The organism is Vibrio sp. H11 (assembly GCF_004804295.1).
Lineage (GTDB): Bacteria > Pseudomonadota > Gammaproteobacteria > Enterobacterales > Vibrionaceae > Vibrio > Vibrio ostreae.
Genome location: NZ_SSHN01000009.1, coordinates 26,879 through 50,148, shown reverse-complemented (window position 1 = coordinate 50,148; position 23,270 = coordinate 26,879). Strand labels below are relative to the sequence as shown.

Genomic DNA, 23,270 nt, shown 5'->3' with positions numbered 1-23,270 from the left:
GCGCTCCTATAGCGTGTCGTAGTAATCACGAATGTGCTGGGTTTCGTGATACCCTTTCTTCAGTTCATTCTTATTTGCCTGCACCGGTGTTTCACTGGCGATGGCTTGCTGAGAAACGCCCGTAACGACCGCACCCGCGACCGCTGCAGTTCCCAACCCTTTCAGCAGGTCACGCCTGCTTTGGTTGATGTCTTTTTGTTCTTTTTTCATCATTGCTTCCTTTATCCGTTCTTGCTGTTACCCGCATGATTGGAGCCTGTGCTGATCGGTTAAGATTGCTGTTCAGCTTTATCGGTGAGGTTTTTCACCTCAATTTTGTGTGTATTCTTGCGACTGGATGGCGCCTGGGTCAGGCTGACATTTTCCAGAGTCAAAAACGCGCCCAGCAACTCGGCCACAGCGCGATAAAACTGGGCGTGCTCGGCCTGATTCATTTGATCCACCAGCTTGTTGTACCAGGTCGCAATGTGACGGTTGAAAAAGGCTTTTTGCACCATGTCCCGACTTTCGATCAGATACGCCATGGTCTCGCACAGGGCTGCGATATGATCTTCCGGCTCTTTTACCGCTTCATCACGCTCCAGGCCGATTTGATTGAGGTGGAAACGAATGTCGGCCAGCGGTTTCTCCATCAGAGAACCGGTTAAATGCCAGGAAGCAAAAGGGACGACTTCACCGCGCCCGATGCCGATAAACAGTTGTTGGTATTCCTGTTCCAGATCCGGACGTTTTACCGCGCGGGCTGCTGCGGACAGTGACTGCCATGCATTCGCCATCGGTGTGGCATTCTCTTCGCTTTGCAGATCAGCCAGAAACTCAATTAATGGCGCAGAAGGTACATCACGCAACAGAGCCGCCAGCAAAAGATAAATGTCGCAACGCATTGCATCATCACCCTGTTCGGTTTGCTCAAGGTGTTGTGCAGGATCAAATTGAATGGCCTGATCACTTGGCATTATGTTTTCCTTCCCTAGTAATTGAGCTGTTTTTCCGGATCGTTAGCCATGGACTCAAACACGTCCACAACACGACAGTCTTCACACATCGCGATACGATTCAGCGAAGCCTGATCAGAGAAATGTGAGTGACCACGTAACTTATCTTGCAGCATGGTGATCATCGATTGTGGCGCGAATGGTTTCTGACAGCGCAGACAATGGGCCGGCTCTTCCTGATGCAGTGTGACGACGGCCTGGCGCTGTTGTTTGTCCCAATTGATGCGTGAAGATGAGGTCAGCGCGCTTTCAGGACAGGCTTTGACACACAAGCCACATTGCACACAATCTTGCTCGACGAATTTGAGTGATGGCATATCGCCTTCATGATGAAGAGCGCGAGTCGGACAAACCGCGACACAACTCATACACAAGGTACAATCCTGAGTAGAGCATTCAATCGCGCCGTAGGCCGCGGTCGCAGGCAAAGGTTGAATAGCGGGCTCGATCTGTTTGTGCTCCGCCAGAGCGTCAAGCGCCTGATACAGTCGTTGACGCTTATTGCCTTCCAGTTCACCCAGATGAAGTCCGAGTGGCTCCGTACACAGGGTCGGTGTACCGTCTCGCAGCGATTCGAGAAAAAGAATATCAACGGTCTCTTTATCAATACCGAGCTGATTCAGGAATGTCTGCGCCATCGTGACTTCCTGATTAAGGATACGCATCACCGTAGGTGGCATATGACGACTGGCTGCAAACAGCACTTGAGTCGCACCATTAACCAAAGCCGCAAACCAGGAGTCCATGCCCACTGAAGGCAGCTCTTCCACAGTGACCGGAATCACGTTATCCGGCAGCGCCTGCAGCGCCATCAGGTTATATTGCTCATGACGTGAGCTGCAGATCAGAATGACAGCCTGTTCACCACCGGCTTGCGCATAGTTACGTAGCAGACGCTCAATGAATTTTTGTGTGTCAGTCGGGTTAGGCAATGCATAATGAATCGCTTCAGTGGGACAAGATGTCGCACATGTTCCTATGCCCTGACATAAATACGGATTAATCTGAATCCGATGACCCGTTTTGTCACTGCCTTCACTGGACAATGCACCCGCCGGGCAAGCATCAACACAACGTTCGCAGCCTTTCACACCTCGTGAAGAGTGAGCACATAAATCGGTATCGAGACGGAAATACTTCGGTTTGTCGAAGGTTCCCATGAGGTCAGGGATCTCTTCTAACGCATCAGACAACTTGGGATGTCCGCGCCCGACCGGAAAATATCCGGGAACAGGCACTTCTTCAGTCATAACGCCATTCAGAGACATATCCAGCACGATATCAAAACAGTCCTGCGAGATTGCGGCCTGAGCCAAATTAATTTCCTGACCGCGATTTTCGACCGAAACACTGAATGCACCGAGAAATCCACTGATTTCAACACTGTCTGCATAATAGAGATGATGACTCTCGGAAGGCTCTCCGTCCACAGACAACAGAGTGACAGACGCCATTTGCGATAATTGCAGCGCCGCCCGTTCGATAAGGCTGCTTGGACCAAGAATAAGCGTATGCCCGCCACTTTCGTAACTGACGGTAGGCGGAATTAAATTGGTGAGTTCAACGGTGTTTTCAATGGCAGACCACCGTGCACGTCCATTCGGAGATGTCGCTTGTTGTAAATATTGCTTTAACATTGCTCGTTTCCATCATATGAGCGAATCTTGAGTGCCCGCTCTTTTTGATTACTTTAGCAATTAGCATTCCAACCCATAAAAATGATTTAAAACAAACGGTTAAAAATAAAACTAATCAATGTATCGGCACAAATAAAAAAGATGAGACAAATTGTCTCATCTGGTCGAAAAGGTATTAGGTCAAAATGTACCTGGTCGTTATCGAGATAATAGTTATCGAGCTAAGAGTTCTAGGGATAAGAGTTTTTGAACAATCAGGAATTAAGTGGTCGATTTAGTCTCATCGTCCTTGTGGTCGAGATGATCGGCACGATCTGTTTCAGATTGAGCGGATGCAGCAAGTTTGCCGTCCAGCGCCGTCGCATCCTCCCTGCCTGGCGTGCCATTAACATTAATAGCTTCAACATCGCTCTCTTCATCCACCAGATCATCCGATGAAGCTGCGCCACTCATTTCGGGCTTATTGTGCACAGGTTGTGTCTCTGAGCCAGGCTTATCTTCCGGCTTATCATCGGCCTTGTTCAGCCAGTCACGCAAACCCTGCGCGACTTCAGTCGACAAGCTTTTTACTTTGGAGTAATCGTGATCGTAATCATTAAGCCGATCGACTTCGTTAAACTCACCACTCAAAAACAGCTTACGCAGCGCTGCTTTTTTTACTTGTTGACTAGCTTGGGATGCCAGTAAGGCAGCGACCGACTGGGGTTGCTCATTGGCACTGTCCTCTGCGAGGCTGTTTGCCTCGGTGCCAGTTTGTGGTTCAAAACCATCAGCGAGATCTGAACCCGGTGAATCAAGTTCATCGGTTCGAGTGGCTGAGTCCATGTCTGCCGTGCCGGTTTCTGAACCAGAGCCGTCTTCTGCCGACGAAGCCAGGTCCTCATGTTGCTCTTCAAGTTTGCGCTTTGACCAGCGGGAAAGAAATGAATTATTGTCCACTGGCTCTGCCCGCCCCTTTGCGTTTTTTACGTTTCACTTCCAGCAATTCGCCATGTCGGCCAATAAAGGCTTCCATCCAGGCCTGAATCGGCAGCGGCATATCGGCCGAAAGCACCAGATAGTCACCATCCATATATTGGCCTGCCACGCTCTGTGACGCGGTGAGCGTAATGATATTTGGAGGGGTTCCTTCAGCGTCTGGATTTTCCAGTACCAGAAACAGTTTAGGTTGTTGAGAACTCAGGTTGAAACGATAGTCGGTTCGTTCATCACGATACAGTTCCAGCACGGCGATAAATGCGCTGTCCTGGTTCGGATGCAGATCAAAACCGGTTAATTGCCATTGGGTGGTCATCCACATTCCGGTTGTGATCTCGTGCTCAACCAGATCACAGGCCAAGGGCCAAAGGGTCTCGGTCTTTTCTGTATCCATGATTTTGATTTGCAGTTCTGACATGGGAGTTTCCGTAATATTCTCGTTAAGCTGTCTGACTTTCTTATCGGCACGACATCGCGCCTTTTTTCATAGTCTAGAACAAATCTAAGCACTTAAAAGTGCAGATGATGTTTTAAAACTGCCGCCCTGGTCTGTGACTGTCAATTGATTTCAGCACACCCGGAACGTTGTTTTTTCAAGATTTGAAATAGTGACTTAGCAATAACTAAGCCATCTGTTCGTTATTTTTGAACTTTAATTCATGGCTTGAGAACTTTAACTCGTTACTCCGTCACTTTGAGTTGGCGACTCTGGTACTTTAGACACAATTTACGCCACTTGGATTAGACCACTTACAACTTTTTAGCTAGGGTTTAGGCGCGAGCTGATGTTTCACCCCAGCCGGACCGTATAGCAAAAGAAACCTGACCTTATAAAAAGGATGCCGCAGTGAGCAAGTTATCTGTTATCAAAACCAGTGAAAACCCGTTACAAACCATGGATGTAGACGTGTATGACGAATATGGGGAGAAATTGGTCAAATCGATCGCTTGTGAGCGTCCTCTGACCGTACTGCTTAACTGGAAAGAAATCGTGACCCTGATGACGTTAGGCGCACGGCCTGACGCTTTGGTGCTGGGTTACCTGAAAAATCAGAGTTTTATTTCCGATCCTGACGCGCTCGACTCGATCATTATCGATTGGGAGACCAATTCTGCCGCCGTGGTTACCCGGGAAAACATTGATCACCTTGAGCCGGCGTTAAAGAAAAAGACCGTTACTTCAGGCTGTGGTCAGGGCACCATGTACGGCAACGTGATGAAACAGCTGGAGAACTATCAGGTTCCGCAACGCCCGCTTAAACAGTCTCAGATTTATGCCGCTCTGGAAGCGTCAACCCATCACAACGACACTTATAAAAAGGCAGGTGCCGTACACGGCTGCGCAATCTGCTTTGAAGATCAGGTGTTATCGTTTGTCGAAGATGTCGGTCGCCACAATGCGGTGGATACTCTGGCCGGAGAAATGTGGCTCAACAACATGTGTGGCGAGGATAAAATCTTCTATACCACAGGTCGTTTAACCTCAGAAATGGTGATCAAAGTTGCCCAGATGGGGATACCTGTACTGCTCTCCCGCTCCGGCGTGACCCAGATGGGACTCGATCTGGCGCAACAGTTCGGCATCACAACCATTGCCAGAGCAAAAGGCCTGCGTTTTCAGGTCTACAGCGGCGCAGATAAAATCGAGTTTGATGTCAAAGGACATCTGGCCGATTAGTTTTTAATAACCAATAACCAAGAACTAATAACCAAGCTAGTACCATTTGAAAGAATACGTTGAAAAGAGATGAGGAGATGAAAAGGTAACGGCAGTTCATCGTTGCCGCCTTCACTGAATTCGCAGCACCATCACAAATTTTGGCCCGCTGTTCGAGTTGCTTAAGCTACACTTAATTTGATAATCAATAACTTATTAAGTGAACTCGTCAATGTCGGCTATCCTCCATTTTAGGTTACGAGCTTGGCTCTTACCATTATTACTCGGCCTGCTGAGCTTTTCCGTCACCGCTGAGTGGCAGTACGATGATGTCAATCTGGTTGCCCAGACGCCTCAAAGCATGCGGGATCTGGAACAGAACGTCCGTGAATTGCCTGAACGGACAATGATGGATCGCGCACAGCAACAACGTGTGCAACAGTTATTGAAAGCAACTTTGCTGCAACAGCAGAACACGGTTGCCGAATTTTCGACCTTGCTGGAGCACTACCAGCAACAAGCGGATGAACTCAATTGGTTTAATCTGCAGCAAAGTTATTTAGCCCTGACCAGTTTGTCCCACAGCAAACAACGTTTGCTTGAACTTAGTGATGTGTATACCCGCAGCGTCCTGACCGGTTTCAGTTCAGAAGGTGTCAGTCAGGCCCGGCTTGAACTGCAGCAGGCGCGTTTAATGCTGCACTATCAATGGCACTGGCAAATAAGGCAGTTAGATACTCTATGGCACAACGTTAGCAGAGCGCCTCTTTCCTTCTGCGGAATGGTACTGAGAGTCATGGTGATCTTTGCCGTCTTGTTCTGGTGGCTGGGTCACAGCCAGCCGTTGATCAAATTGTTCTGGCGTACTTATCTGCAAAACAAACAGAAACCGGCCATCTGGGCGCGACTGGTGTGGTATGTGAGTAAAGCCAACCGCACGATTGCCTGGATGATAGCGCTGACTCTTGTCCTGCAGAGTCTTATTCAGCTGGAGAGCCTGCAGGCGCTGCGCTATCTGCAATGGGCCATCTGGTGGCTGTTGGGCGGTCGCATCGCCATCAGTCTGATCAGCGAGTACTTCTATCGTACCCGTCGCACGTCCAATCAGGCGTTGATCGATTTACGCCAGACTTCGATTCGTCGTCTGGTTCGTACTGCGGTCATCAGCGGCCTGATTGTCCAGTTATCCTTACCCTTACTGGCCAAAAACACCCTCTATTACTGGCTCACCGATGCGCTGAGCGTCTGGATTGTGCTGATGGTGGTTTCAGTACTGATGCTATGGCGAGAGCGCACCTTTGCGGTTATCGACAAGCAGACGGATAAACCACTTTGGGTAAAATGGGCAGAGAAAAAACAGAGCACCTGGTTGGCATGCATTCCGGCGACGGTTCTTGGTGTACTTTGGATAGGATTGAACACGCTACAACGTCAACTCGTGTCACTGATGTCGAGCTATTCCTTTTGCAGTCAGGCGCTGGCCTACCTGTTTCGTATCGAGGCGGCCAAGCAGAATAATAACCGCTGTAATGAACAGGAGTACACCCGTGTTAAAGGCGACGAAACCTTTGATTATGTACTACCGGGCCATATGGACAGTCCCCTGGTTGAGTACGCGCAAGATGAATTTCAGCAGTTGAGCCGCTATTTGCTCAGTGACAGTCCGGCGATGTGTGTGGTGTCCGGCGAGCGTGGGATTGGCACCACGACCTTGTTGCATCGCCTGCTGAATAAAGTGAAAAACGCCCGACCGGTTTATCTCAATTGCCCCTATTCTGGTCTGGATAACCTGCTATCCCAACTGGCGGTAGAACTTAACCTGAGCGAGGATGCCAGTGAAGTGCAGATCATCGCGGCGCTGCGACAGAGTGAGCAAAGTTATCTGATTGCGATTGATAATGCACAGCGCCTGGTTAAGCCAACCGTCGGTGGTCTCAAGAGATTACTGCATCTGACCAACTTACTGCGCCGCAGTAAGCAGAATCACCGTGTGGTGATGGCAATTGAAAAATCGAGCTGGCGGTTTGTCGATCGCGCACGTGGTGAACGACTGCTGTTTGACTGGGTGACTATTTTGCCGCGCTGGAATGAAGTACAGCTAGGTGAATTGCTCGACAGCCGCATCAATCAGGATAAGCAGTCGCCGATATCCTTTGAGGGGTTACTGGTTCCCCGCCAATGGGGCGATGAAGAGCACAGTGATAAAGAACGCTCACGCCTGGGGTTCTATCGTATTCTGTTGCACTACTCCGATGGCAACCCGACCGTGGCGTTGCGCTTTTTTCGCCGTTCTTTGCATCGTCATAAGGAGAACCATCAGGTTGTGGTGCGCTTGTTTCATACCCCTGATGCGCATGATCTGGAATCCATGCCCAAACCCATGCTGGCTGTGCTGCGCTCAATCGTGCAACTGGAAGTCGCCTCTCCGGATGAATTATCGGAATGTACTCAACTGACCATCCCTGAGGTGATTGGCATTATGCGCTACTTTGAAAGTCGGGGATATCTGGAATGGGCGGAAGATAAAACCCGAATTTCCGACCACTGGTATCGCGCCATTACCAATGTTCTGGACAGACAACATTTGTTGGTGAAGTAATGAAAGTATCCCATATACCCATACCGCATCTCGCTATTATTATGCTGTGCAGCCTTGCGCTGATGATAAGTGCCCCCTCAGCCGCCGAAGAAGCCGTTTCAGACATACAGGATATTAAACAGATTGCCAGCCTGGTGCGCTGGAGTGGTGTGTTCTTTTCGCTACTGGTCGTCGCCGCGACCTGGCTGCTGCTCAAGTTCGTCAAATCTCTGATCAGAACGCTGGGAACTCAGTTCGTCCAGTACCGCATGTTACTGCAGAAATTCCAGTCGTTTTTCCAGTTCTTTATGTATCTCAGCGTTGCGGCGATTGTGCTGATGCTCAGCTTCCGCATTAATGACCACATGCTGGCACTGATTGGCGGTACGCTGGCGGTCGCGGTTGGTTTTGCGTTAAAAGATCTCGCGGCTTCGTTTATTGCCGGAATCACGGTGGTGATTGACCGGCCGTTCCAGGTTGGTGACCGCGTCACTTTCGAAGGTCATTATGGTGATATTATTGAAATCGGGCTGCGCTCGGTGCGGATGCGGACCTTATCCGATGACATCATCACCATCCCCAATAACAAATTTCTCAATGAAATCACCTCCAGCGGTAACTATGGCGCGCTGGATATGCAGGTGGTGATCCCGTTTTATGTCGGTTTGGATGAAGATATTGCGCTGGCTCGCGATCTGATACAAGAAGCGGCCTCATCAAGCCGCTACATTCATCTGCCAAAACCAGTCGTGGTATTGGTCAAACAGACCATGACCGAAAGCTATCTGGCGGTGCAGCTTACCTGCAAAGCCTACGTGGTCGATACGTCTTACGAAAAATTATTTGAAACCGATATTACGTTGCGGGTCATGAAAGAATTTAAAACCCACGGCATTAAACCGCCAAACAGTGCCTTTCAGAATATCTGATGCCAGACCGTTTTGACAAATTCCTGCACCAAGCGTGACAGGTTTCAAACTGATTGTTTTTACAAAGTAATCAGTTTAAAGCGTAACGAGTTTATAGAAAGCGGCCATGCCGCTCTTGGGCATGGCCGCTTTTAGCTGAAACACAACGACTCAGGACGCTTTAGTAATCAGCAGGTGTGCATCTGCCTTACTCGGCAGGTAGACACTGAAGGTACTGCCTTTACCATATTCAGACCGAACTCGTATCTCACCACCAGTCTGGCTGAGCAGACTCTGCGAAACCGACAAACCCAAACCTGTTCCTTCCCGTTTTGTGGTATAAAACGGGTCAAACACCCGCTTGAGGTGTTCGGGTTTAATACCACACCCCTGATCTTCGATATGGACCACGGCGCCAAGCACTTCACCCTGCTCGCACCAGTCTTCACTGCTAATCGTTAATTTTCCCTGTCCGTTCATGGCATGAATCGCGTTCATCTGCAGGTTCACCAGGATCTGCAACAACTGATGGCGATTCACCTCAACTGAACTCTGAGCTTCAAACCGGGTAACAAACTCGATGTCGCGCTTCTTGGTGCCGGTTTTCACCAACGTGATGCTCTCTTCAATAATCGGATTGATGTGCTGCCAGGTGATTTCATCCTGGACGCCGCCATGACGGCTGTATTGCAGCAGACTGCGGGTGATATTCCGTATGCGGTCAATCTGTAACAGAATGGCGTCAATCTCCTCTTCGACCCGTTTAGCATCATCACCGAGTTCAAACCGAATCAGTTCTGTGTTGCCCAGGATCACTGCGGTCGGGTTATTGATTTCATGTGCAATGCCTGCAGTAAGCTCACCAAGAGCCGCCAGCTTCTCGTGCACAATGAGTTTGTCACGGGTCTGGTTCAGCAGTTGAATATGGTGCTCAAGCTCGGCTGTTTTGTCCTGCAGACTGGCGGTCCGCTCGCTGACTTTTCCTTCCAGCTCATGAGCCGCGCGCTGAATCTCTTCATTTCGTTGCTGCAACAAATCAAGCATGTTATCAAACTGCCGCGCCAATTGAGCCAGTTCATGGTCATGATCCAGGCCCAGCTCGCCAATACGCTGATTTTTGCCTAACTGAACCAGCTTCACGACACGATGGATTCGTTCTATCGGCCGGAACAAATCGCGCGAGCCACGGTAAACAAAAATGCCTGAAACCAGCAGCAGAGACAAAGTCGCAATGGCTATTTCCACGATGTTGGTCAGATAGCTTTTGACAAACGGCCACAGCAGATGGCCGGTATATAACATACCGATGACCTGCTGATTCGAGTCACGAATCGGCTCATAGGCAGTGATGTACCAGGCGTCATACACATAAGCCCGATCAACCCATTGCTGGCCCTGTTGTAAAACCTGGGTCTGCACCGCGTCAGATACCCGGGTTCCGACTGCACGGCCCTGTTGCTCTGAACTGTCGAGCGGCACGTTGGTGCTGATCCGCAAAGCATCGAGAAAAATGGTGACCGTACCCACAGAGCGCATCTGCTCACGTCGCATCGGATAAATGAGATCCCTGAGTTGATCGACCAAAGCGCTGCTGTTATTGAGCAACAGGCCACCATCGAGAAATCCAATCAGGTTTTGATGTTCATCGTTAACCGCGACAATCGTGCGGCTCACCAGGCCACGAGTTTCCACTATTTCGCTGTGGCTGTGGTCGTTCCGGATCTTGGCGCGCTCGGCTAATGCCGGCGACAACTTTGTCAATTCTTCATGACTGAGCACATCGAAAAACGAGTCACGGGCGCTAAGTGCCTGATAGCGAGCCTGCTGTTGCGATAAACCATGTTGTGAGGGATCAATCGGCGCAAAATTGAGGAAGTCGAGAGAGTAGCGAGCCTTTTGCGCAGAAACCCACTGCCGGAGCGAAAGCGGGTTATTGGCAGCGCCATTACTCATCTGCAATACACGGCGACGAAACGCGTATGACTCAGCAAATGCCCGGACCTCATTGGCCTGACGTTGCTGCAGCAGGCTGACGCTGTTACGCGCGACACCAAGGCGCTCGGAAACATCAACTAACGCACTTTGCCAGGTGTAATGCAGCGACCAGTAAATGGAGATCGCGATCAATGCCACCAGCGTGAACAAGATCGGAGCGGATGTCAGGATCAGCAGACGGTAGCGCACTGTGGTTTTTAAGCGATAACGCCATTTTTGCAGCAGGGTCCGGTTAGCTAGCTTCATCACCGTCCCACTCTTTGAATTTTCGCTCCAGCGTCTTTCTCGCGACACCGAGATCGCGCGCGGCAGCGGATTTGTTGCCTTGGTAGAAGTCCACCAACTGCATAATGTGCGCTTTCTCGACATCTTTCAGTGTCCAGTGGTTAGGATATCCCACTTGCTCACCGCCTGACTCGGTTGCTGCTGATGTTTGTTGGCTGTCAATATCATGTGACGTTGTCACTACATCCAACTCAGAAAGACCATGTAACTCACGCCAATAGTGCGCTGGCGGCTTACCTAACAGAATGCAGCGTTCAATCAGGTTCTTGAGTTCACGAATGTTACCCGGCCACTCATAGGTCAGCATGGCCGACACATCCTCATGGGCCCACTTGGGTACCGGCATAGCCAGCTCTGCACAGAGGTTTTTGGTAAAAAACGGCACCAGTTCTTTTAAATCGGCGCTGCGCTCACGCAGCGGACAAACATCAATTTTGAGTACATTGAGGCGGTAGTACAAATCGCGGCGGAAATTCCCCTGGTCGACTTCATCCTGCAGGTTACGGTTAGTTGCCGCCACCACCCGGACATCAATCGCCACTTCTTTTTCCGAGCCAACCGGACGAATCGCTCTCTGCTCCAGAACGCGCAACAACGCCGATTGCATGGCAAGCGGCATTTCACCGATTTCATCCAGAAACAGCGTACCGCCATTGGCAACCCGAAACAGACCTTCACGGCTTTTTTTAGCCCCGGTAAACGCGCCGGATGTATGCCCGAATAGCTCACTTTCCAGCAGCTCCGGGGCAATCGCACCACAGTTAAGCGGCACAAAAGGCCCTGAACGCTCACTGGCCTCATGAATCGCGCGTGCCACCAACTCTTTACCGGTTCCCGATTCGCCCTCAACTAATACCGACGCTCGAGACGGCGCGAATTGCAGGATAAGCTGTTTAAGCAGCTCTGTTTGTTGTGAGTGACCAATGATCTGCGTGGCGCAGTGACGCTGGTAATCGCGTTGCAGCGCGTATTGCATCCGCTCATTGAGACGTTTATCCATGCAGCGGGTGACCGCTTGCAGCATCTGATCCAGATTGAACGGTTTAAGAATGAAATCGGAGGCACCAAGTTTCAATGCACTGATTGCGGTATCGAGATCCGCATAGCCGGTCATAAAGATGACGTCTGCGCGGCGCTCCTCATCGCTGAACACCTCGTTCCATTCCGTGCCGGCGCGGCCTGGCAGGTTAATGTCTAGAATGATCAGATCATAATGATGTTCACAGCGCAGAACTTCGGCCTGCTCAATGCTGCCGGTGCAATCTACCTTGGAGAACCATTTGCCGAGGGATTTTTTTAAAATAGCCTGCATACCGGGTTCATCATCGACCACCAGAACAGAAAATGCCTGATATTTCAGTGCAGGTTGAGAATCTAAAATTTGCGACATGTTGGCTTATTCACTCCAATTGGGACAGAAAGACGCAATTAACCATAGACTCATTACGCATAGAGTGGGACATTTTGTCCAAGCTATGTGCACTAACACATACTTTTACGACAATTTTCGTCATTTGCTCGTGTTTTTTGCTTAGATAATAAACAATTAATGCTGGATGCCCCCTCTTGTAATCTGGCATTGCGATTGCATTGTGTCGGGTGCCTTAAAGTCTGTCTGGCTAAGGTAAAGTACTGATTGCTCTTGATCTTGGATAACAAAAGCCTGGTTATCCAAAGTGTGTTTAATAAGAGTTCTGATTAACAAGAACCCGGATAAACAACATAACGATTAATCCACTATCGCTCAGCAACGTAAGCGATTTGCGCGCGCAAGCAAAGTAAGCGTCAGTACATACGTTCCTGGTCTGGCATTCGTTCAATTCTCAACCAATACGGAAATTATCATGAAAAAAGTGACTCTGAGTCTTGCTGCTACCTCACTTCTGCTCGTCAGCTATTCTGCCAGCAGTGCCGAAGACGCTTCACGTATCCGACTGGCCACGACCACCAGTACCTATCACTCCGGCCTGCTTGATTATTTATTGCCTCAGTTTGAAAAAGAGTCCGGTTATAAGGTGGATGTGATTGCTGCCGGTACCGGTAAAGCACTGAAAATGGGCGAAAACGGCGACGTGGATCTGGTGATGACCCACGCACCGAAAGCAGAAGCGAATTTTGTTGAACAAGGTTTCGGTATCGAACCTCACAAGCTGATGTACAACGACTTTGTCATCGTCGGCCCGGAAAACGACCCAGCACACGTGGCAGAGCAAAAAGACATTGGCGCGGTATTTAAGCAAATTGCCACTCAGGGCGTGACTTTCGTTTCTCGCGGTGACGATTCCGGTACGCACAAAAAAGAGATGGGTATCTGGGCGCAAACCAAGATTGAGCCTAACTTCGGTGGCTATCGTTCTGTTGGCCAGGGCATGGGCCCGACGCTGAACATGGCGTCAGAAATGCAGGCTTACACCATGACCGACCGCGGTACCTGGCTGGCTTACACCAATAAACTGGATCTGAAAATCCTGTTCCAGGGGGATAAAGCGCTGTTTAACCCGTATCAGGTCATTCTGGTCAACCCGGAGCGCTACTCAACCCTCAACGTCAAAGGCGCAAAAGCGTTTCACGACTGGCTGATCAATGCCGAAGGCCAGAAGATGATCAACGAGTTTAAACTCAATGGCCAACAACTGTTTGTTGCCAACGCCAACGAGTAAGCGCTATTCATGAGTCTTTGGCAAACTACCCTGGATGCGCTGACATTACTGATCAACTTTGACTCTGAACTGTGGGAGATCGTTGCGGTCTCCTTCAGTGTCTCACTGGCCGCATTGTGCCTGGTTATCGCCCCAGCGGTGCTGCTGGCATTTATGCTGGCTTATACCAGCTTTCGTGGTAAGTGGGCTCTGCTGTCACTGATTAATACCCTGCAGGCGGTACCGACTGTGGTTATCGGCCTGCTGCTTTATATGTTGTTGTCGCGCTCAGGTCCGATGGGTGACTGGCAAATGCTGTTCACTCAAAAGGCGATGATCTTCGGCCAAATGCTGATTTGTTTCCCCATACTTGTTTCCATGATGCATGGCGCTTTGCAATCCAGTGATCGCCGCTCAGTGGAAACCGCTATGACACTCGGTGCATCAATACCGCGTATTACCGCTACAATGATATGGGAAACGCGTTTTCCTTTATGTGCGGCCACCATTACCGCTTTTTCCCGTATCGTGACTGAAGTTGGCTGCTCGATGATGGTCGGCGGCAATATCATGGGTCTGACCCGCAATATTCCGACGGCAATCGCAATGGAAAGTCATAAAGGCGCTTTTGCTCAAGGCGTAGCACTCGGTATGGTGCTACTCTGTTTGGCATTGGCGTTAAACTTTTTGCTCTCAAGTATGCGTGGTAAAGGATATTTACGTACCTGATCGTTACCAAACGATCACCGTTAATATCACCGTTAATAAGGTATGACTGACAACGAAAATACCGACCATGGCACCGCTTGTGTTTTTGTACCTCAACGGGTTTATTCAATCGTTGGGGCTCGTACAAAGTGCTGATTTGGTTTGTCAAAAAGTTAAGCTGCTGCATAAGGACGTTGAATGTCGATTAAATTAACCGCGACGCAGTTATCAATGCGCTTTAAAGATCGCGTTCTATTTCATATTGCCGATCTGTCGATCGGGCCGAATGACGCTATCTATCTCAAGGGCGATAACGGTGTCGGTAAAACGACCTTACTCAAGATTTTGTCCGGATTGCTGTCACCCAGTATGGGCTCCGTTTCGCAGTCCCGGACATGGTGGCGCCGTCTGTGGCACGGCCGGGCTCATCGCGACGTTATTTATCTTCATCAAAGCCCCTATCTGTTCGATGATACTGTCTATCAAAATGTAGTGTACGGGATTCGTTATTGTGCTTTGTCTGCCAAAGACAAACGTGCTGAAGTGATCACCGCACTGCGTATGGTCGGTCTGGAAACCTTAGCCGATGAGCATGTCTCGGTATTGTCCGGCGGTGAGAAGCAGCGCGTTGCCATGGCCAGAGCCTGGATTCTGAAGCCCTCTATTTTGCTGATGGATGAGCCGAGTGCGTCATTAGACCAGGAATCCATCAAGAGATTAGTTATAATGGCCAAAGACTTACTGGACAGGGGCTCCAGCCTGGTGATTACCAGTCACCAGAGCAACGCTTTGACCGCATTATGTAAAAAGCAGTGGTGGATAAAAGATCGCACCTTAATTGAGTCGCCATTACTGCATATTGTTAAAGAAGAACAAGAAAATCCCTATGTTACTTCCCTCTCAAACTAGTTGGGTTATTTTAGCCGGTGGCCAGGCGAGCCGGATGGGCGGAAACGACAAAGGTCTGATTACACTCAACAACAAGCCGCTCATCCAGCATGTGCTGGAACGGTTAACCCCACAAGCCGAACATATCCTGATCAACGCGAACCGTAATCAGGATTGGTATCAGCAATTTGCTCCCGTGGTGAGCGATGAATTTGCTGACTTTCCCGGTCCGCTGGGCGGCATTCATGCCGGACTCAAAGCGGCATCAACCGATTGGGTCGGATTTGTCCCTTGTGACAGCCCTATGATTGCGACCGATTTAGTGCAGCGTTTTTGTGACACCGTCACTCCGGAATGTGACATTCTGGTCGCCAGCGACGGGCAACACACTCAGCCGGTCTTTACCCTGTTCCATAAACGGGTGCTGCCTAAACTGAGCGCGTTTCTTGAACGTGGCGACCGTAAAATTGTATTACTTTACAATGAATGCCACACTCGTGAAGTCGATTTCCGCGACTGTCCAGATTGCTTTTTTAACCTGAATACGCCACAAGAGCTGGCTCAGTTCGGAGCATTACAGCCATGACTATTCCTGTTCGTCAGACGAATGATCGTCAGACTTCAGCCCTTAAACTGCCGCTGCTCGGATTTGCCGCCTACTCAGGAACCGGTAAAACAACCTTATTGGAGGCTCTGCTGCCTAAACTGACTGCAGCCGGGCTGCGGGTGGGCGTACTAAAACATGCCCACCACCATTTTGATGTCGATAAGCCGGGTAAAGACAGCTATCGTCTGCGTAAAGCCGGCGCTTCCCAGATGTTGATTGCGTCCCGTAACCGCCATGCACTAATGACCGAAACCCCGGATGCGGAAGCCGAATTTGATTACCTGCTGACCCGCTTTGATCATCAGCAACTGGATCTGATTCTGGTTGAAGGCTGTAAAAACATCGCCTTTCCCAAAATTGAACTGCATCGCGCAGCAGTCGGTAAACCCTGGCTCTATCCGAATGACAACAACATCATCGCAGTTGCCGCTGACGAAAAGATTGAATCCGAATTACCTCAGCTCAACATTAATGATCTGCAGGCCATCAGTCAGTTTGTGCTCGACTATGCGCACGAGTTTCACGCAGCATCGAAGCCCGCTTCGCCGCAACCGGCCAGCTGCGATACCTTGTCTCCCGCGTTTTTGTCGGTCACAGAAGGCGTGGAAAAAATTCTGTCTGCAGTCCATCCGATCAGCGACACAGAAATGCTCGCCGTTGAAGCCAGTTATGGCCGCGTACTGAGCGATGCCATTGAATCCCCTATTAACGTTCCGGCGTATCGCAACTCTGCGATGGATGGTTACGCGATTCGTAGTGAAGACGTTGGCCTTGAGCAGTTTGAAGTTATGTGCGAAGTGCTGGCCGGACACGGCTATCCGCAGCCGTTACAAGCCGGGCAAGCCGTAAAAATTATGACCGGAGCACCTGTTCCGGCGGGTGCCGATACCGTTATCATGCGCGAGCAGGCAAAGCAGGATGGTCAATTTGTCGCCTTTGCCGACGCCGTGATTAAAGCGGGACAAAATGTCCGTCAGGCAGGAGAAGATCTTGCCCAAGGCCAGTCAGTATTTCTGCCGGGGCAACGTATCCAGTCAGCTGAAATGGGGATGATCGCATCGCTGGGCATGACGACGGTACCCGTCTATCGCCGCCTCAAGGTGGCACTGTTTTCGACCGGTGATGAAGTTCAGGCACCAGGAACAGAGACCAATGGCCACTCTATTTATGATTCAAACCGCTATACGCTGATGGGCCTTTTGCAGCAATTGAATTGTGAAGTGATCGACTTTGGCATCATCGAAGACGATGAAATCCTGATGATGGACACGCTGGTGCAGGCTACCCAGTCGGCCGACATCATCATGACGTCCGGCGGCGTATCCGTCGGTGACGCCGATTTCATTAAGTCTGCGCTGGAAAAGCTGGGCCGAATTGATTTCTGGCGTATTAATATGCGCCCTGGCCGTCCGCTAGCGTTTGGTGAAGTCGACAATACCCCGTTTTTCGGGTTGCCGGGAAATCCGGTCGCAGTGATGGTGTCATTCATTAATTTTGTCGAGCCTGCTGTGCGTAAAATGCAGGGTGAACATGACTGGCAACCGCTTAAAGTTCAGGCGCTGGCCAGTGAAGATTTGCGTTCTCGCCAAGGGCGAACAGAATTCAGTCGCGGGATCTATCATGTCAATCATCAGGGGCAACTGGTGGTGCAAACCACGGGTAAACAAGGTTCTGGTATTCTGCGCTCGATGAGTGAAGCCAACTGTCTGATTGAGATCGGCCCGGCTATTGATACAGTAAAAGTCGGTGAAAGCGTGACAATCATCCCACTACAAGGCAGAATCTAGGCCGCTAAACAGCCTTAAAGCAGTTGGAGAGAGAATTAGCATGGCTCGTACCATTATTTATACGTACAAAAATCAGGATAAAACGCTGTCGTTTTCTTATGAAAAGCACCGCAATATTCACGAAGCGGTTGCCGAGGCAGAAGGCATCGACCTGACATCCTATCTGAAAATGGAACAACAGATTGAGGCCATTTCAGATAGTAAAGCGGTACGCAATTATCGTGATAATCACTTCAAAAAGCTGGGTTTTGGCATCATTACACTGCAACCAAAGGAAAACTTTGGTGTCGGTAAAAAGCCAAAAGCAGAATGATAAAATGATAAAAAGGGCTTACCAAACGGTAGGCCCTTTTTGTGTTCAGTGTTTGGGTACTGATAATATTGAAAAGCAATCACTTAATATTTAAAAACGCCGCGCCGCGCACGCCACCTGAATCGCCGTGTTTGGCCTTAATAATTTTAGGGCACTTAGCAACAGACAACAGGTGTTTGGGAATACGTTTCGGCAGTTCCTGATATATCAGTTCAAAGTTAGACAAACCACCGCCCAGCACAACCACATCCGGATCGTTGGCGGTGAAAATGTTAGCAAAACAAATCGCCAGCATTTCCATAAAACGCTCAACATGTTCCGCGGCTTTCGCTTCGCCCTGCTGATACGCATTAATAATCTCGATCGCCGCTTTCTTCTCGCCAAAATAGTGCTGGTAGAGCAATTCAAAGCCACGGCCGGACAGATAATTATCCAGACAACCTTTCTTGCCGCAACCACAACTCAGCAGAGGGGCTTTATCGGCACCTAAGTGGAACCAGGCATCGATCGGCATGCGCATATGGCCGACTTCACCGGCAACGTGATTACGCCCAGAAAAAATCTTACCCTCGAACACAAAGCCACCGCCAAAACCAGTACCCAGGATCAAGCCCATCACTGCCGGCTCATCTTTCAATTCTTCATCCCAGGCTTCAGACAATGCAAAACAGTTAGCATCGTTTTCAATCTTAACCTGGCGGCCGATTTTCGCTTCCAGATCGGCGCGCAGCGGCTTGCCATTGGCTGAAGGAATATTCACCGTCAGTACAGTCGCATCATCCGCGTCTTCCATGCCTGGCAGGCCAAGGCCAATCGTCCCTTGCACACCAAATTGCTGGTCATACTTCGCCACCAGATCTGCTATCGTGTCCACCAGTAACGCGTAATCGTCTGTTGGGGTAGCAACGCGCTCGGTCGCCATGCGCTCAAGCTTATTATTGAAGGCACCAAACTCAATTTTGGTCCCGCCGACATCGAAGCCGTAGTACATGTGATTCTCTCCTAATAAATCCCGAGTCGGGGAAAGCCATTCCTGGCAACAATAACCAATACGGGCGCAATACACCCACACAGGTAAAATCAAACCGCGTTATTATCCACAACCCGATTCCCCCATTCCGTGACAAAACACCGGTTTATTTGGCGATACAGACTGTTTGCGTAAGATGCAACCAGTCTTGAACAGCATCATCGGGCATCAAAACGTCATCAGCGCGCCTGCTGAGTAAGATACGCCTGCAATGCCTGCTTGTTTTCACTGCTTTTCATGCGCGATTTGGCGAGCAGATAGCTTTCCCGAAACGCATCAAACCACAGTCGCAAAGTATCGGCGGCAGCATGTTCGCCAAATTTTTCCAGGACCAGACTGGCCACTTCTGCGGTCGCCAGATGTTGCTCGTTATCAGACTTGCGCATCACGTAACGCGATACCGTTTCCGGCTCGATCGACACCAACGGCAGACTCGCCAGATAAGGTGATTTACGGAAAATACGTTTTGCTTCTCGCCAACTGCCATCAATCAGAATCAGTAATGGCTTTCGGCCATTGATCGTGGCCGTCACATCGTCCAGAACTCTTGGTTTGTCAGCTTCATCTTGCGCGGGGAACACCAGTACCGGGTAATAGTCCGGGTGAGTTAACAGCGCTAACATTTTTTCATCCGGCTCAGTGCGGTGCCATTGATAAACATAGGTTTCCTTGATGGTATCGGCAATCAGACGCCCGGTATTGCTTGGTTTGAAGACTTCGTTTTCCGATACGATCAACATCACAGCCACACCGGTCTCCACATCCGGCTGATGAGGACACAGGCAATGCGCTTCAGCGACATGACAAAACGGACAGCGCCTGATGCGTGATCCGCGCGCAATAAATGGTTTAGTTGATCGTTCTAAGCGATACTGATACAAATGGTGAAAGGCGTGTATTCTCATAACCCGGGTTGATGATAAAAATGGACAGCGGATTTTACTGTCCTGCCGTGGCACATGCCAGCCCTGATTGGCCTGGTATGCGTAAAACAGCCCGACAAACAACGCCAGCCAGTCATAAAGCATGCACAACTAAGATGAGCAGTAACGGCAAGCGGACACGCAGAAAAGGTCACCGGCGGGTAGCTGCCAGCAGATAGTCAAAAGGAACCTGAGGGTTCGGAGGCTTTGATGTTACAACATACGGATATGATTCGGTTGCTGATTTTCATTCTGGTGCTCCTTGCTTGCGCGCTGTGGGAATCGAATCAACCACGTAAAACCCTGTCATGCAGCAAATGGCTGCGTTGGCTCAACAATTTAGGCTTAGTCGGCCTCAACAGCCTCATTCTGGCGTTGGTGATGCCAGTCGCCACGTTATCGGCGGCAATGTGGTCTGAACACACCCGTTTCGGGGTGCTGCACTGGTTCGATGTTCCGGCTTATCTCGTTGTGCCTGTCGCCATCATCGCGCTCGATGTGATCATCTACACCCAACATGTTCTGTTTCACCGCATTCCCTGGTTGTGGCGCATGCACCGGATGCATCATGCCGACCAGGATATCGACGTGACAACCGGCGCACGTTTTCATCCGCTTGAGATCATTGTGTCTATGTGGGTGAAAGTCGGTGCGATTACCCTGCTCGGTGCTCCTGCGCTGGCCGTCGTCATATTTGAAGTGTTGCTCAATGCCAGTGCGATGTTTAATCACAGTAACGCCCGGTTACCGCTCAGCGTAGACCGCTGGCTAAGAAATGTGATTGTCACGCCAGACATGCACCGGGTACACCATTCGGTGATTGAACGGGAAATGCATTCGAACTTCGGCTTTTTTCTCTCGGTGTGGGATCGCGTGTTTGGTACTTACATTGCCCAGCCTCAGCAGGGGCATGAACAGATGAAAATCGGACTTAAGCAGTTTCAACGCGCTAGGGAGCAGTGGCTGGATAAAATGCTGACTCAGCCTTTCCGTGATCGTTAACACTAAGCAGCGGTGAATAAGCCGCGCTGAAGCTTAAGCGAGTAATCTCTCACCTTCTCTTCATCTGATTTATTCTAGTTGAGGATCACATCAATCAGTAAATCAGCCAATGATTAAAGCAGCAAGGCGCAGTCAAAACCGCGCCATGCTGGGTTGAACCTGCTCGCTAAATCGCAACAGACTGAAGAGCCGGAAAGTGTTTAGGAGGTCAGAGTATATTTATGCAGCATGGTTTGCTGGTGACCGGCAATGTCCGCAACCTGCTGGGAACTCTCCAACATCGCCTCCAGTTGCTGTTTCGTGTGCGTGCCCTGGTCGGAAATCTGGCTGATTGACTGGCTGACATCTGCGGTCGCTCTCTCCTGCTCTTCCGTGGCCACAGAAATCTGCTCAACCCGTGCGCGGATGTGTGACACTGCCTGGGCAATGTCAGTAAATGTCGTCTTCACCGCCTCACTGGAACTCAGTGCATCGACCATTTCGACTCGTGAATCCTCCACCGACCGGCGCGAGCGACTTGCCGCCTGAACTAACTCGGTCATCATGGCGCGGATATTGCCCGTTTGAGTACTGGTATCACTGGCCAGTTTACGCACTTCATCGGCCACCACCGCAAACCCTCGTCCCTGCTCTCCGGCCCGCGCCGCCTCAATCGCCGCGTTGAGAGCCAGTAAATTGGTACTGTCAGCAATGCCGCTGATCACATCAACCATTTCGCGGATTTTACTCACATGGATATTGAGTTCATGCATCGCCGTTTCATTGATATTCAGGGTAGACTCGAGTGACTGCAGACGCGTCCGGTTTTGGTCCACGACCGCTACGCCGTGCGAAGCGTGCTCTGCCGCCGAAACCGCATCGGTATAGGAGTCATTGGTCACCGACGCAATTTCGCGAATCGATGCTTCAAGCTGGTTAATTGTAGTGACCATATTAATCAGTGACTGGTTCTGTGCAGCCAGACTTTTGTCCGATTCACTGGCCGCATCATGGCTCAGTTCTGCAGTTTGATATAAGGTCTCACAGTTACGAGTCACTGTTGCCAGTGAATCACGGGTACTGTCAATCACCTGGTTGAGCTGAGCGGCGATATGATGGAATTCCTGAGGTCCGCTTAAACCAGCCTGATGAGAAAAGTCGTGCGCGGTCATCGCAGTCAGCTGAGCACTGATGTTATTCATCCCCAGATTGACCCAACGGCGTAAACCAAACCAGGCGAGCACAATCATCATTACCAGGATCGCGCCACCGATTATCTGTGTCCAGCGTACATTTTGCATCGTCGCCTGCACTTCCTGTTTCTGATCAGCAATAAGGATGCGCGCATCACTCGACATCGAATTGAGCTGAGAAATGATTTTCTGAGCCACTACCGCAGCTTGACTGAAGTCCTGGTTTTGCTGTTGGGAGGTGTGCAGTTTTTGCAGGATTTGGTCAAGAATGCCACCTTTTTTAAACCCGTCTTGCACCATAGCGTAAGGAGCGGTCAGGCTGGCAAATTCCGTCACGTCGGGATGCCACTCTTTAAAATCATCAAAGGCCAGTTCTAAGCCGGCAATACGATTTTTCAGCTCTTTATACTGGCTATTCGCCTGAGTCAGGTCATCTTGCATCATCAGCATCAGGAAAGTGCTTTCCATCGAACTGGCGGACGCAGTAAAACGGTTCGCGGCATCCATAGAACTGGGGTTGTCCACCGCCAGAAACGAGGCGATCCGACTCATTTCCGGACCCATAGAACTCATGCCATAACGAAAACCGGTTGCTTGCTCGGCTATCGTCTTTTGTTGTTGCAGCTGCTGATCCTGCGCTTGCAGTATCGCGCCGGATAACTGTTTGAGCTGCTTAATATTTTGTACCAATGCCTGCTGCTTCTGCTTGTCGACCAGATCATTAAACTGGGTCGAAAAACCGTCCATTTCCAGCAGAATTTTTTGCGCCTGCTGCGCTAAATCAGCAATTTGTTGCTGAGTCTTGCCCAGCTCTTCGGCACTGGCTGCACGCGTGCCATATCCGAGAAACTTTACCTGTTCGAGGATATTTTGTGTCAAAGCCGCGTTATTCATAGCCAGAGGTAATGCTTGCTGGGAAAGGTGGTTGAACTGATCGCCAACCCGGCCTATACCTTTGATACTAGTGACAGAGAGAATAATGACAAGTAAGGTAATCGTCATGAAGATGGCGGTCAGGGTCTGGATAAGTGACAGCACTTTGCCCTGTTGAGTCGGCTGAGTCATAAAAATTGAGAATCCCATTCCACAATTGAAGGTCCGCCGCCATGGTAAAAAGCAAATGTGTCAGAAATATTTCACACAGATTTCAGTTGAGTGACAAATGAAA

At 50.0% G+C, this 23,270-nt stretch carries 20 protein-coding genes; 10 read left to right on the top strand and 10 right to left on the bottom strand.

The genetic code is table 11. The features are described from left to right. Positions 1–6: 6 nt before the first annotated feature. The 5 genes from E6C74_RS14425 to E6C74_RS14405 form a co-directional block, all read right to left on the bottom strand. Positions 7–210: a twin-arginine translocation signal domain-containing protein gene (locus E6C74_RS14425; protein WP_136486664.1), complete on the bottom strand. Its 204-nt coding sequence runs from the start codon at positions 208–210 to the stop codon at positions 7–9. A gap of 59 nt (positions 211–269) precedes the next feature. Then, a complete protein-coding gene (locus E6C74_RS14420) occupies positions 270–884 on the bottom strand; it encodes a molecular chaperone (RefSeq protein ID WP_240798196.1) in 615 nt (204 codons plus the stop codon). An 86-nt stretch (positions 885–970) separates the two neighbouring features. After that, positions 971–2,632, bottom strand: a complete 1,662-nt coding sequence (locus E6C74_RS14415) for a 4Fe-4S binding protein (RefSeq protein WP_136486417.1) — start codon at positions 2,630–2,632, stop codon at positions 971–973. Between the two features lie 261 nt (positions 2,633–2,893). After that, positions 2,894–3,571, bottom strand: a complete 678-nt coding sequence (locus E6C74_RS14410; protein ID WP_136486415.1) for a DUF3306 domain-containing protein — start codon at positions 3,569–3,571, stop codon at positions 2,894–2,896. After that, complete coding sequence (locus E6C74_RS14405; RefSeq protein WP_136486413.1) at positions 3,561–4,028, bottom strand: DUF3305 domain-containing protein; 468 nt, start codon at positions 4,026–4,028, stop codon at positions 3,561–3,563. Before E6C74_RS14405 ends, E6C74_RS14410 begins: the two co-directional genes overlap by 11 nt. Positions 4,029–4,457: 429 nt before the next feature. On the opposite strand from E6C74_RS14405, the gene E6C74_RS14400 reads away from it, so the two are divergent. From E6C74_RS14400 to E6C74_RS14390, 3 genes are all read left to right on the top strand, one after another. Continuing rightward, positions 4,458–5,288, top strand: coding sequence for a formate dehydrogenase accessory sulfurtransferase FdhD (locus E6C74_RS14400; RefSeq protein ID WP_136486411.1), 831 nt, complete (start codon positions 4,458–4,460; stop codon positions 5,286–5,288). A 211-nt stretch (positions 5,289–5,499) separates the two neighbouring features. Next, positions 5,500–7,866, top strand: a complete 2,367-nt coding sequence (locus tag E6C74_RS14395) for an ATP-binding protein (protein WP_206208414.1) — start codon at positions 5,500–5,502, stop codon at positions 7,864–7,866. A gap of 20 nt (positions 7,867–7,886) precedes the next feature. Further along, positions 7,887–8,774, top strand: coding sequence for a mechanosensitive ion channel domain-containing protein (locus tag E6C74_RS14390; RefSeq protein WP_136486660.1), 888 nt, complete (start codon positions 7,887–7,889; stop codon positions 8,772–8,774). A 150-nt stretch (positions 8,775–8,924) separates the two neighbouring features. Here the strand turns inward: E6C74_RS14390 and E6C74_RS14385 are convergent, their stop codons facing one another. Both E6C74_RS14385 and E6C74_RS14380 read right to left on the bottom strand, forming a co-directional pair. Continuing rightward, positions 8,925–10,994 carry a cache domain-containing protein gene (locus E6C74_RS14385; RefSeq protein ID WP_136486658.1) on the bottom strand — a complete coding sequence of 690 codons (2,070 nt, stop codon included), beginning with the start codon at positions 10,992–10,994 and terminating at the stop codon, positions 8,925–8,927. Beyond that, on the bottom strand, positions 10,981–12,423 hold the full coding sequence (locus E6C74_RS14380; protein ID WP_136486408.1) for a sigma-54 dependent transcriptional regulator: 1,443 nt from the start codon (positions 12,421–12,423) through the stop codon (positions 10,981–10,983). Before E6C74_RS14380 ends, E6C74_RS14385 begins: the two co-directional genes overlap by 14 nt. A 454-nt stretch (positions 12,424–12,877) precedes the next feature. Here E6C74_RS14380 and E6C74_RS14375 point away from each other — a divergent pair, with 454 nt between their 5' ends. From E6C74_RS14375 to E6C74_RS14350, 6 genes are all read left to right on the top strand, one after another. Next, positions 12,878–13,693, top strand: coding sequence for a substrate-binding domain-containing protein (locus E6C74_RS14375; RefSeq protein ID WP_136486406.1), 816 nt, complete (start codon positions 12,878–12,880; stop codon positions 13,691–13,693). 9 nt (positions 13,694–13,702) lie between these two features. Beyond that, complete coding sequence (locus tag E6C74_RS14370) at positions 13,703–14,401, top strand: ABC transporter permease (protein ID WP_136486404.1); 699 nt, start codon at positions 13,703–13,705, stop codon at positions 14,399–14,401. Positions 14,402–14,578: 177 nt separating this feature from the next. After that, positions 14,579–15,289 (top strand): energy-coupling factor ABC transporter ATP-binding protein, encoded by a 711-nt coding sequence (locus tag E6C74_RS14365; protein WP_136486402.1) that lies wholly within the window; start codon positions 14,579–14,581, stop codon positions 15,287–15,289. Then, positions 15,267–15,854, top strand: coding sequence for a molybdenum cofactor guanylyltransferase MobA (gene mobA / locus E6C74_RS14360; protein ID WP_136486400.1), 588 nt, complete (start codon positions 15,267–15,269; stop codon positions 15,852–15,854). The genes E6C74_RS14365 and mobA overlap by 23 nt, the downstream gene beginning before the upstream one ends. Then, positions 15,851–17,662, top strand: a complete 1,812-nt coding sequence (locus E6C74_RS14355; RefSeq protein WP_136486398.1) for a bifunctional molybdopterin-guanine dinucleotide biosynthesis adaptor protein MobB/molybdopterin molybdotransferase MoeA — start codon at positions 15,851–15,853, stop codon at positions 17,660–17,662. The genes mobA and E6C74_RS14355 overlap by 4 nt, the downstream gene beginning before the upstream one ends. A 40-nt stretch (positions 17,663–17,702) precedes the next feature. After that, the gene (locus E6C74_RS14350) at positions 17,703–17,975 is read left to right on the top strand and encodes a DUF2960 domain-containing protein (protein WP_136486396.1); all 273 of its coding nucleotides are present in this window, start codon (positions 17,703–17,705) and stop codon (positions 17,973–17,975) included. Positions 17,976–18,054: 79 nt separating this feature from the next. Here the strand turns inward: E6C74_RS14350 and nagK are convergent, their stop codons facing one another. Then, positions 18,055–18,966 (bottom strand): N-acetylglucosamine kinase, encoded by a 912-nt coding sequence (gene nagK, locus E6C74_RS14345; RefSeq protein WP_136486394.1) that lies wholly within the window; start codon positions 18,964–18,966, stop codon positions 18,055–18,057. Positions 18,967–19,184: 218 nt separating this feature from the next. After that, complete coding sequence (locus tag E6C74_RS14340; RefSeq protein WP_136486656.1) at positions 19,185–19,910, bottom strand: tRNA-uridine aminocarboxypropyltransferase; 726 nt, start codon at positions 19,908–19,910, stop codon at positions 19,185–19,187. A 228-nt stretch (positions 19,911–20,138) separates the two neighbouring features. Between E6C74_RS14340 and E6C74_RS14335 the strand changes: the two genes are divergently transcribed. Beyond that, a complete protein-coding gene (locus E6C74_RS14335; protein WP_136486391.1) occupies positions 20,139–20,930 on the top strand; it encodes a sterol desaturase family protein in 792 nt (263 codons plus the stop codon). Positions 20,931–21,130: 200 nt separating this feature from the next. On the opposite strand, the gene E6C74_RS14330 is transcribed toward E6C74_RS14335, so the two are convergent. Then, positions 21,131–23,167, bottom strand: coding sequence for a methyl-accepting chemotaxis protein (locus E6C74_RS14330; protein WP_206208413.1), 2,037 nt, complete (start codon positions 23,165–23,167; stop codon positions 21,131–21,133). Positions 23,168–23,270: the final 103 nt, after the last annotated feature.

What these genes read in the sequence shown, in the direction of transcription:
- E6C74_RS14425 (WP_136486664.1), bottom strand. Translation starts at nt 210, where the DNA reads ATGAAAAAAGAACAAAAAGACATCAACCAAAGCAGGCGTGACCTGCTG.
- E6C74_RS14420 (WP_240798196.1), bottom strand. Translation starts at nt 884, where the DNA reads ATGCGTTGCGACATTTATCTTTTGCTGGCGGCTCTGTTGCGTGATGTA.
- E6C74_RS14415 (WP_136486417.1), bottom strand. Translation starts at nt 2,632, where the DNA reads ATGTTAAAGCAATATTTACAACAAGCGACATCTCCGAATGGACGTGCA.
- E6C74_RS14405 (WP_136486413.1), bottom strand. Translation starts at nt 4,028, where the DNA reads ATGTCAGAACTGCAAATCAAAATCATGGATACAGAAAAGACCGAGACC.
- E6C74_RS14395 (WP_206208414.1), top strand. Translation starts at nt 5,500, where the DNA reads ATGTCGGCTATCCTCCATTTTAGGTTACGAGCTTGGCTCTTACCATTA.
- E6C74_RS14385 (WP_136486658.1), bottom strand. Translation starts at nt 10,994, where the DNA reads ATGAAGCTAGCTAACCGGACCCTGCTGCAAAAATGGCGTTATCGCTTA.
- E6C74_RS14380 (WP_136486408.1), bottom strand. Translation starts at nt 12,423, where the DNA reads ATGTCGCAAATTTTAGATTCTCAACCTGCACTGAAATATCAGGCATTT.
- E6C74_RS14375 (WP_136486406.1), top strand. Translation starts at nt 12,878, where the DNA reads ATGAAAAAAGTGACTCTGAGTCTTGCTGCTACCTCACTTCTGCTCGTC.
- E6C74_RS14370 (WP_136486404.1), top strand. Translation starts at nt 13,703, where the DNA reads ATGAGTCTTTGGCAAACTACCCTGGATGCGCTGACATTACTGATCAAC.
- E6C74_RS14365 (WP_136486402.1), top strand. Translation starts at nt 14,579, where the DNA reads ATGTCGATTAAATTAACCGCGACGCAGTTATCAATGCGCTTTAAAGAT.
- mobA (WP_136486400.1), top strand. Translation starts at nt 15,267, where the DNA reads ATGTTACTTCCCTCTCAAACTAGTTGGGTTATTTTAGCCGGTGGCCAG.
- E6C74_RS14355 (WP_136486398.1), top strand. Translation starts at nt 15,851, where the DNA reads ATGACTATTCCTGTTCGTCAGACGAATGATCGTCAGACTTCAGCCCTT.
- E6C74_RS14350 (WP_136486396.1), top strand. Translation starts at nt 17,703, where the DNA reads ATGGCTCGTACCATTATTTATACGTACAAAAATCAGGATAAAACGCTG.
- nagK (WP_136486394.1), bottom strand. Translation starts at nt 18,966, where the DNA reads ATGTACTACGGCTTCGATGTCGGCGGGACCAAAATTGAGTTTGGTGCC.
- E6C74_RS14340 (WP_136486656.1), bottom strand. Translation starts at nt 19,910, where the DNA reads ATGAGAATACACGCCTTTCACCATTTGTATCAGTATCGCTTAGAACGA.
- E6C74_RS14335 (WP_136486391.1), top strand. Translation starts at nt 20,139, where the DNA reads ATGTTACAACATACGGATATGATTCGGTTGCTGATTTTCATTCTGGTG.
- E6C74_RS14330 (WP_206208413.1), bottom strand. Translation starts at nt 23,167, where the DNA reads ATGACTCAGCCGACTCAACAGGGCAAAGTGCTGTCACTTATCCAGACC.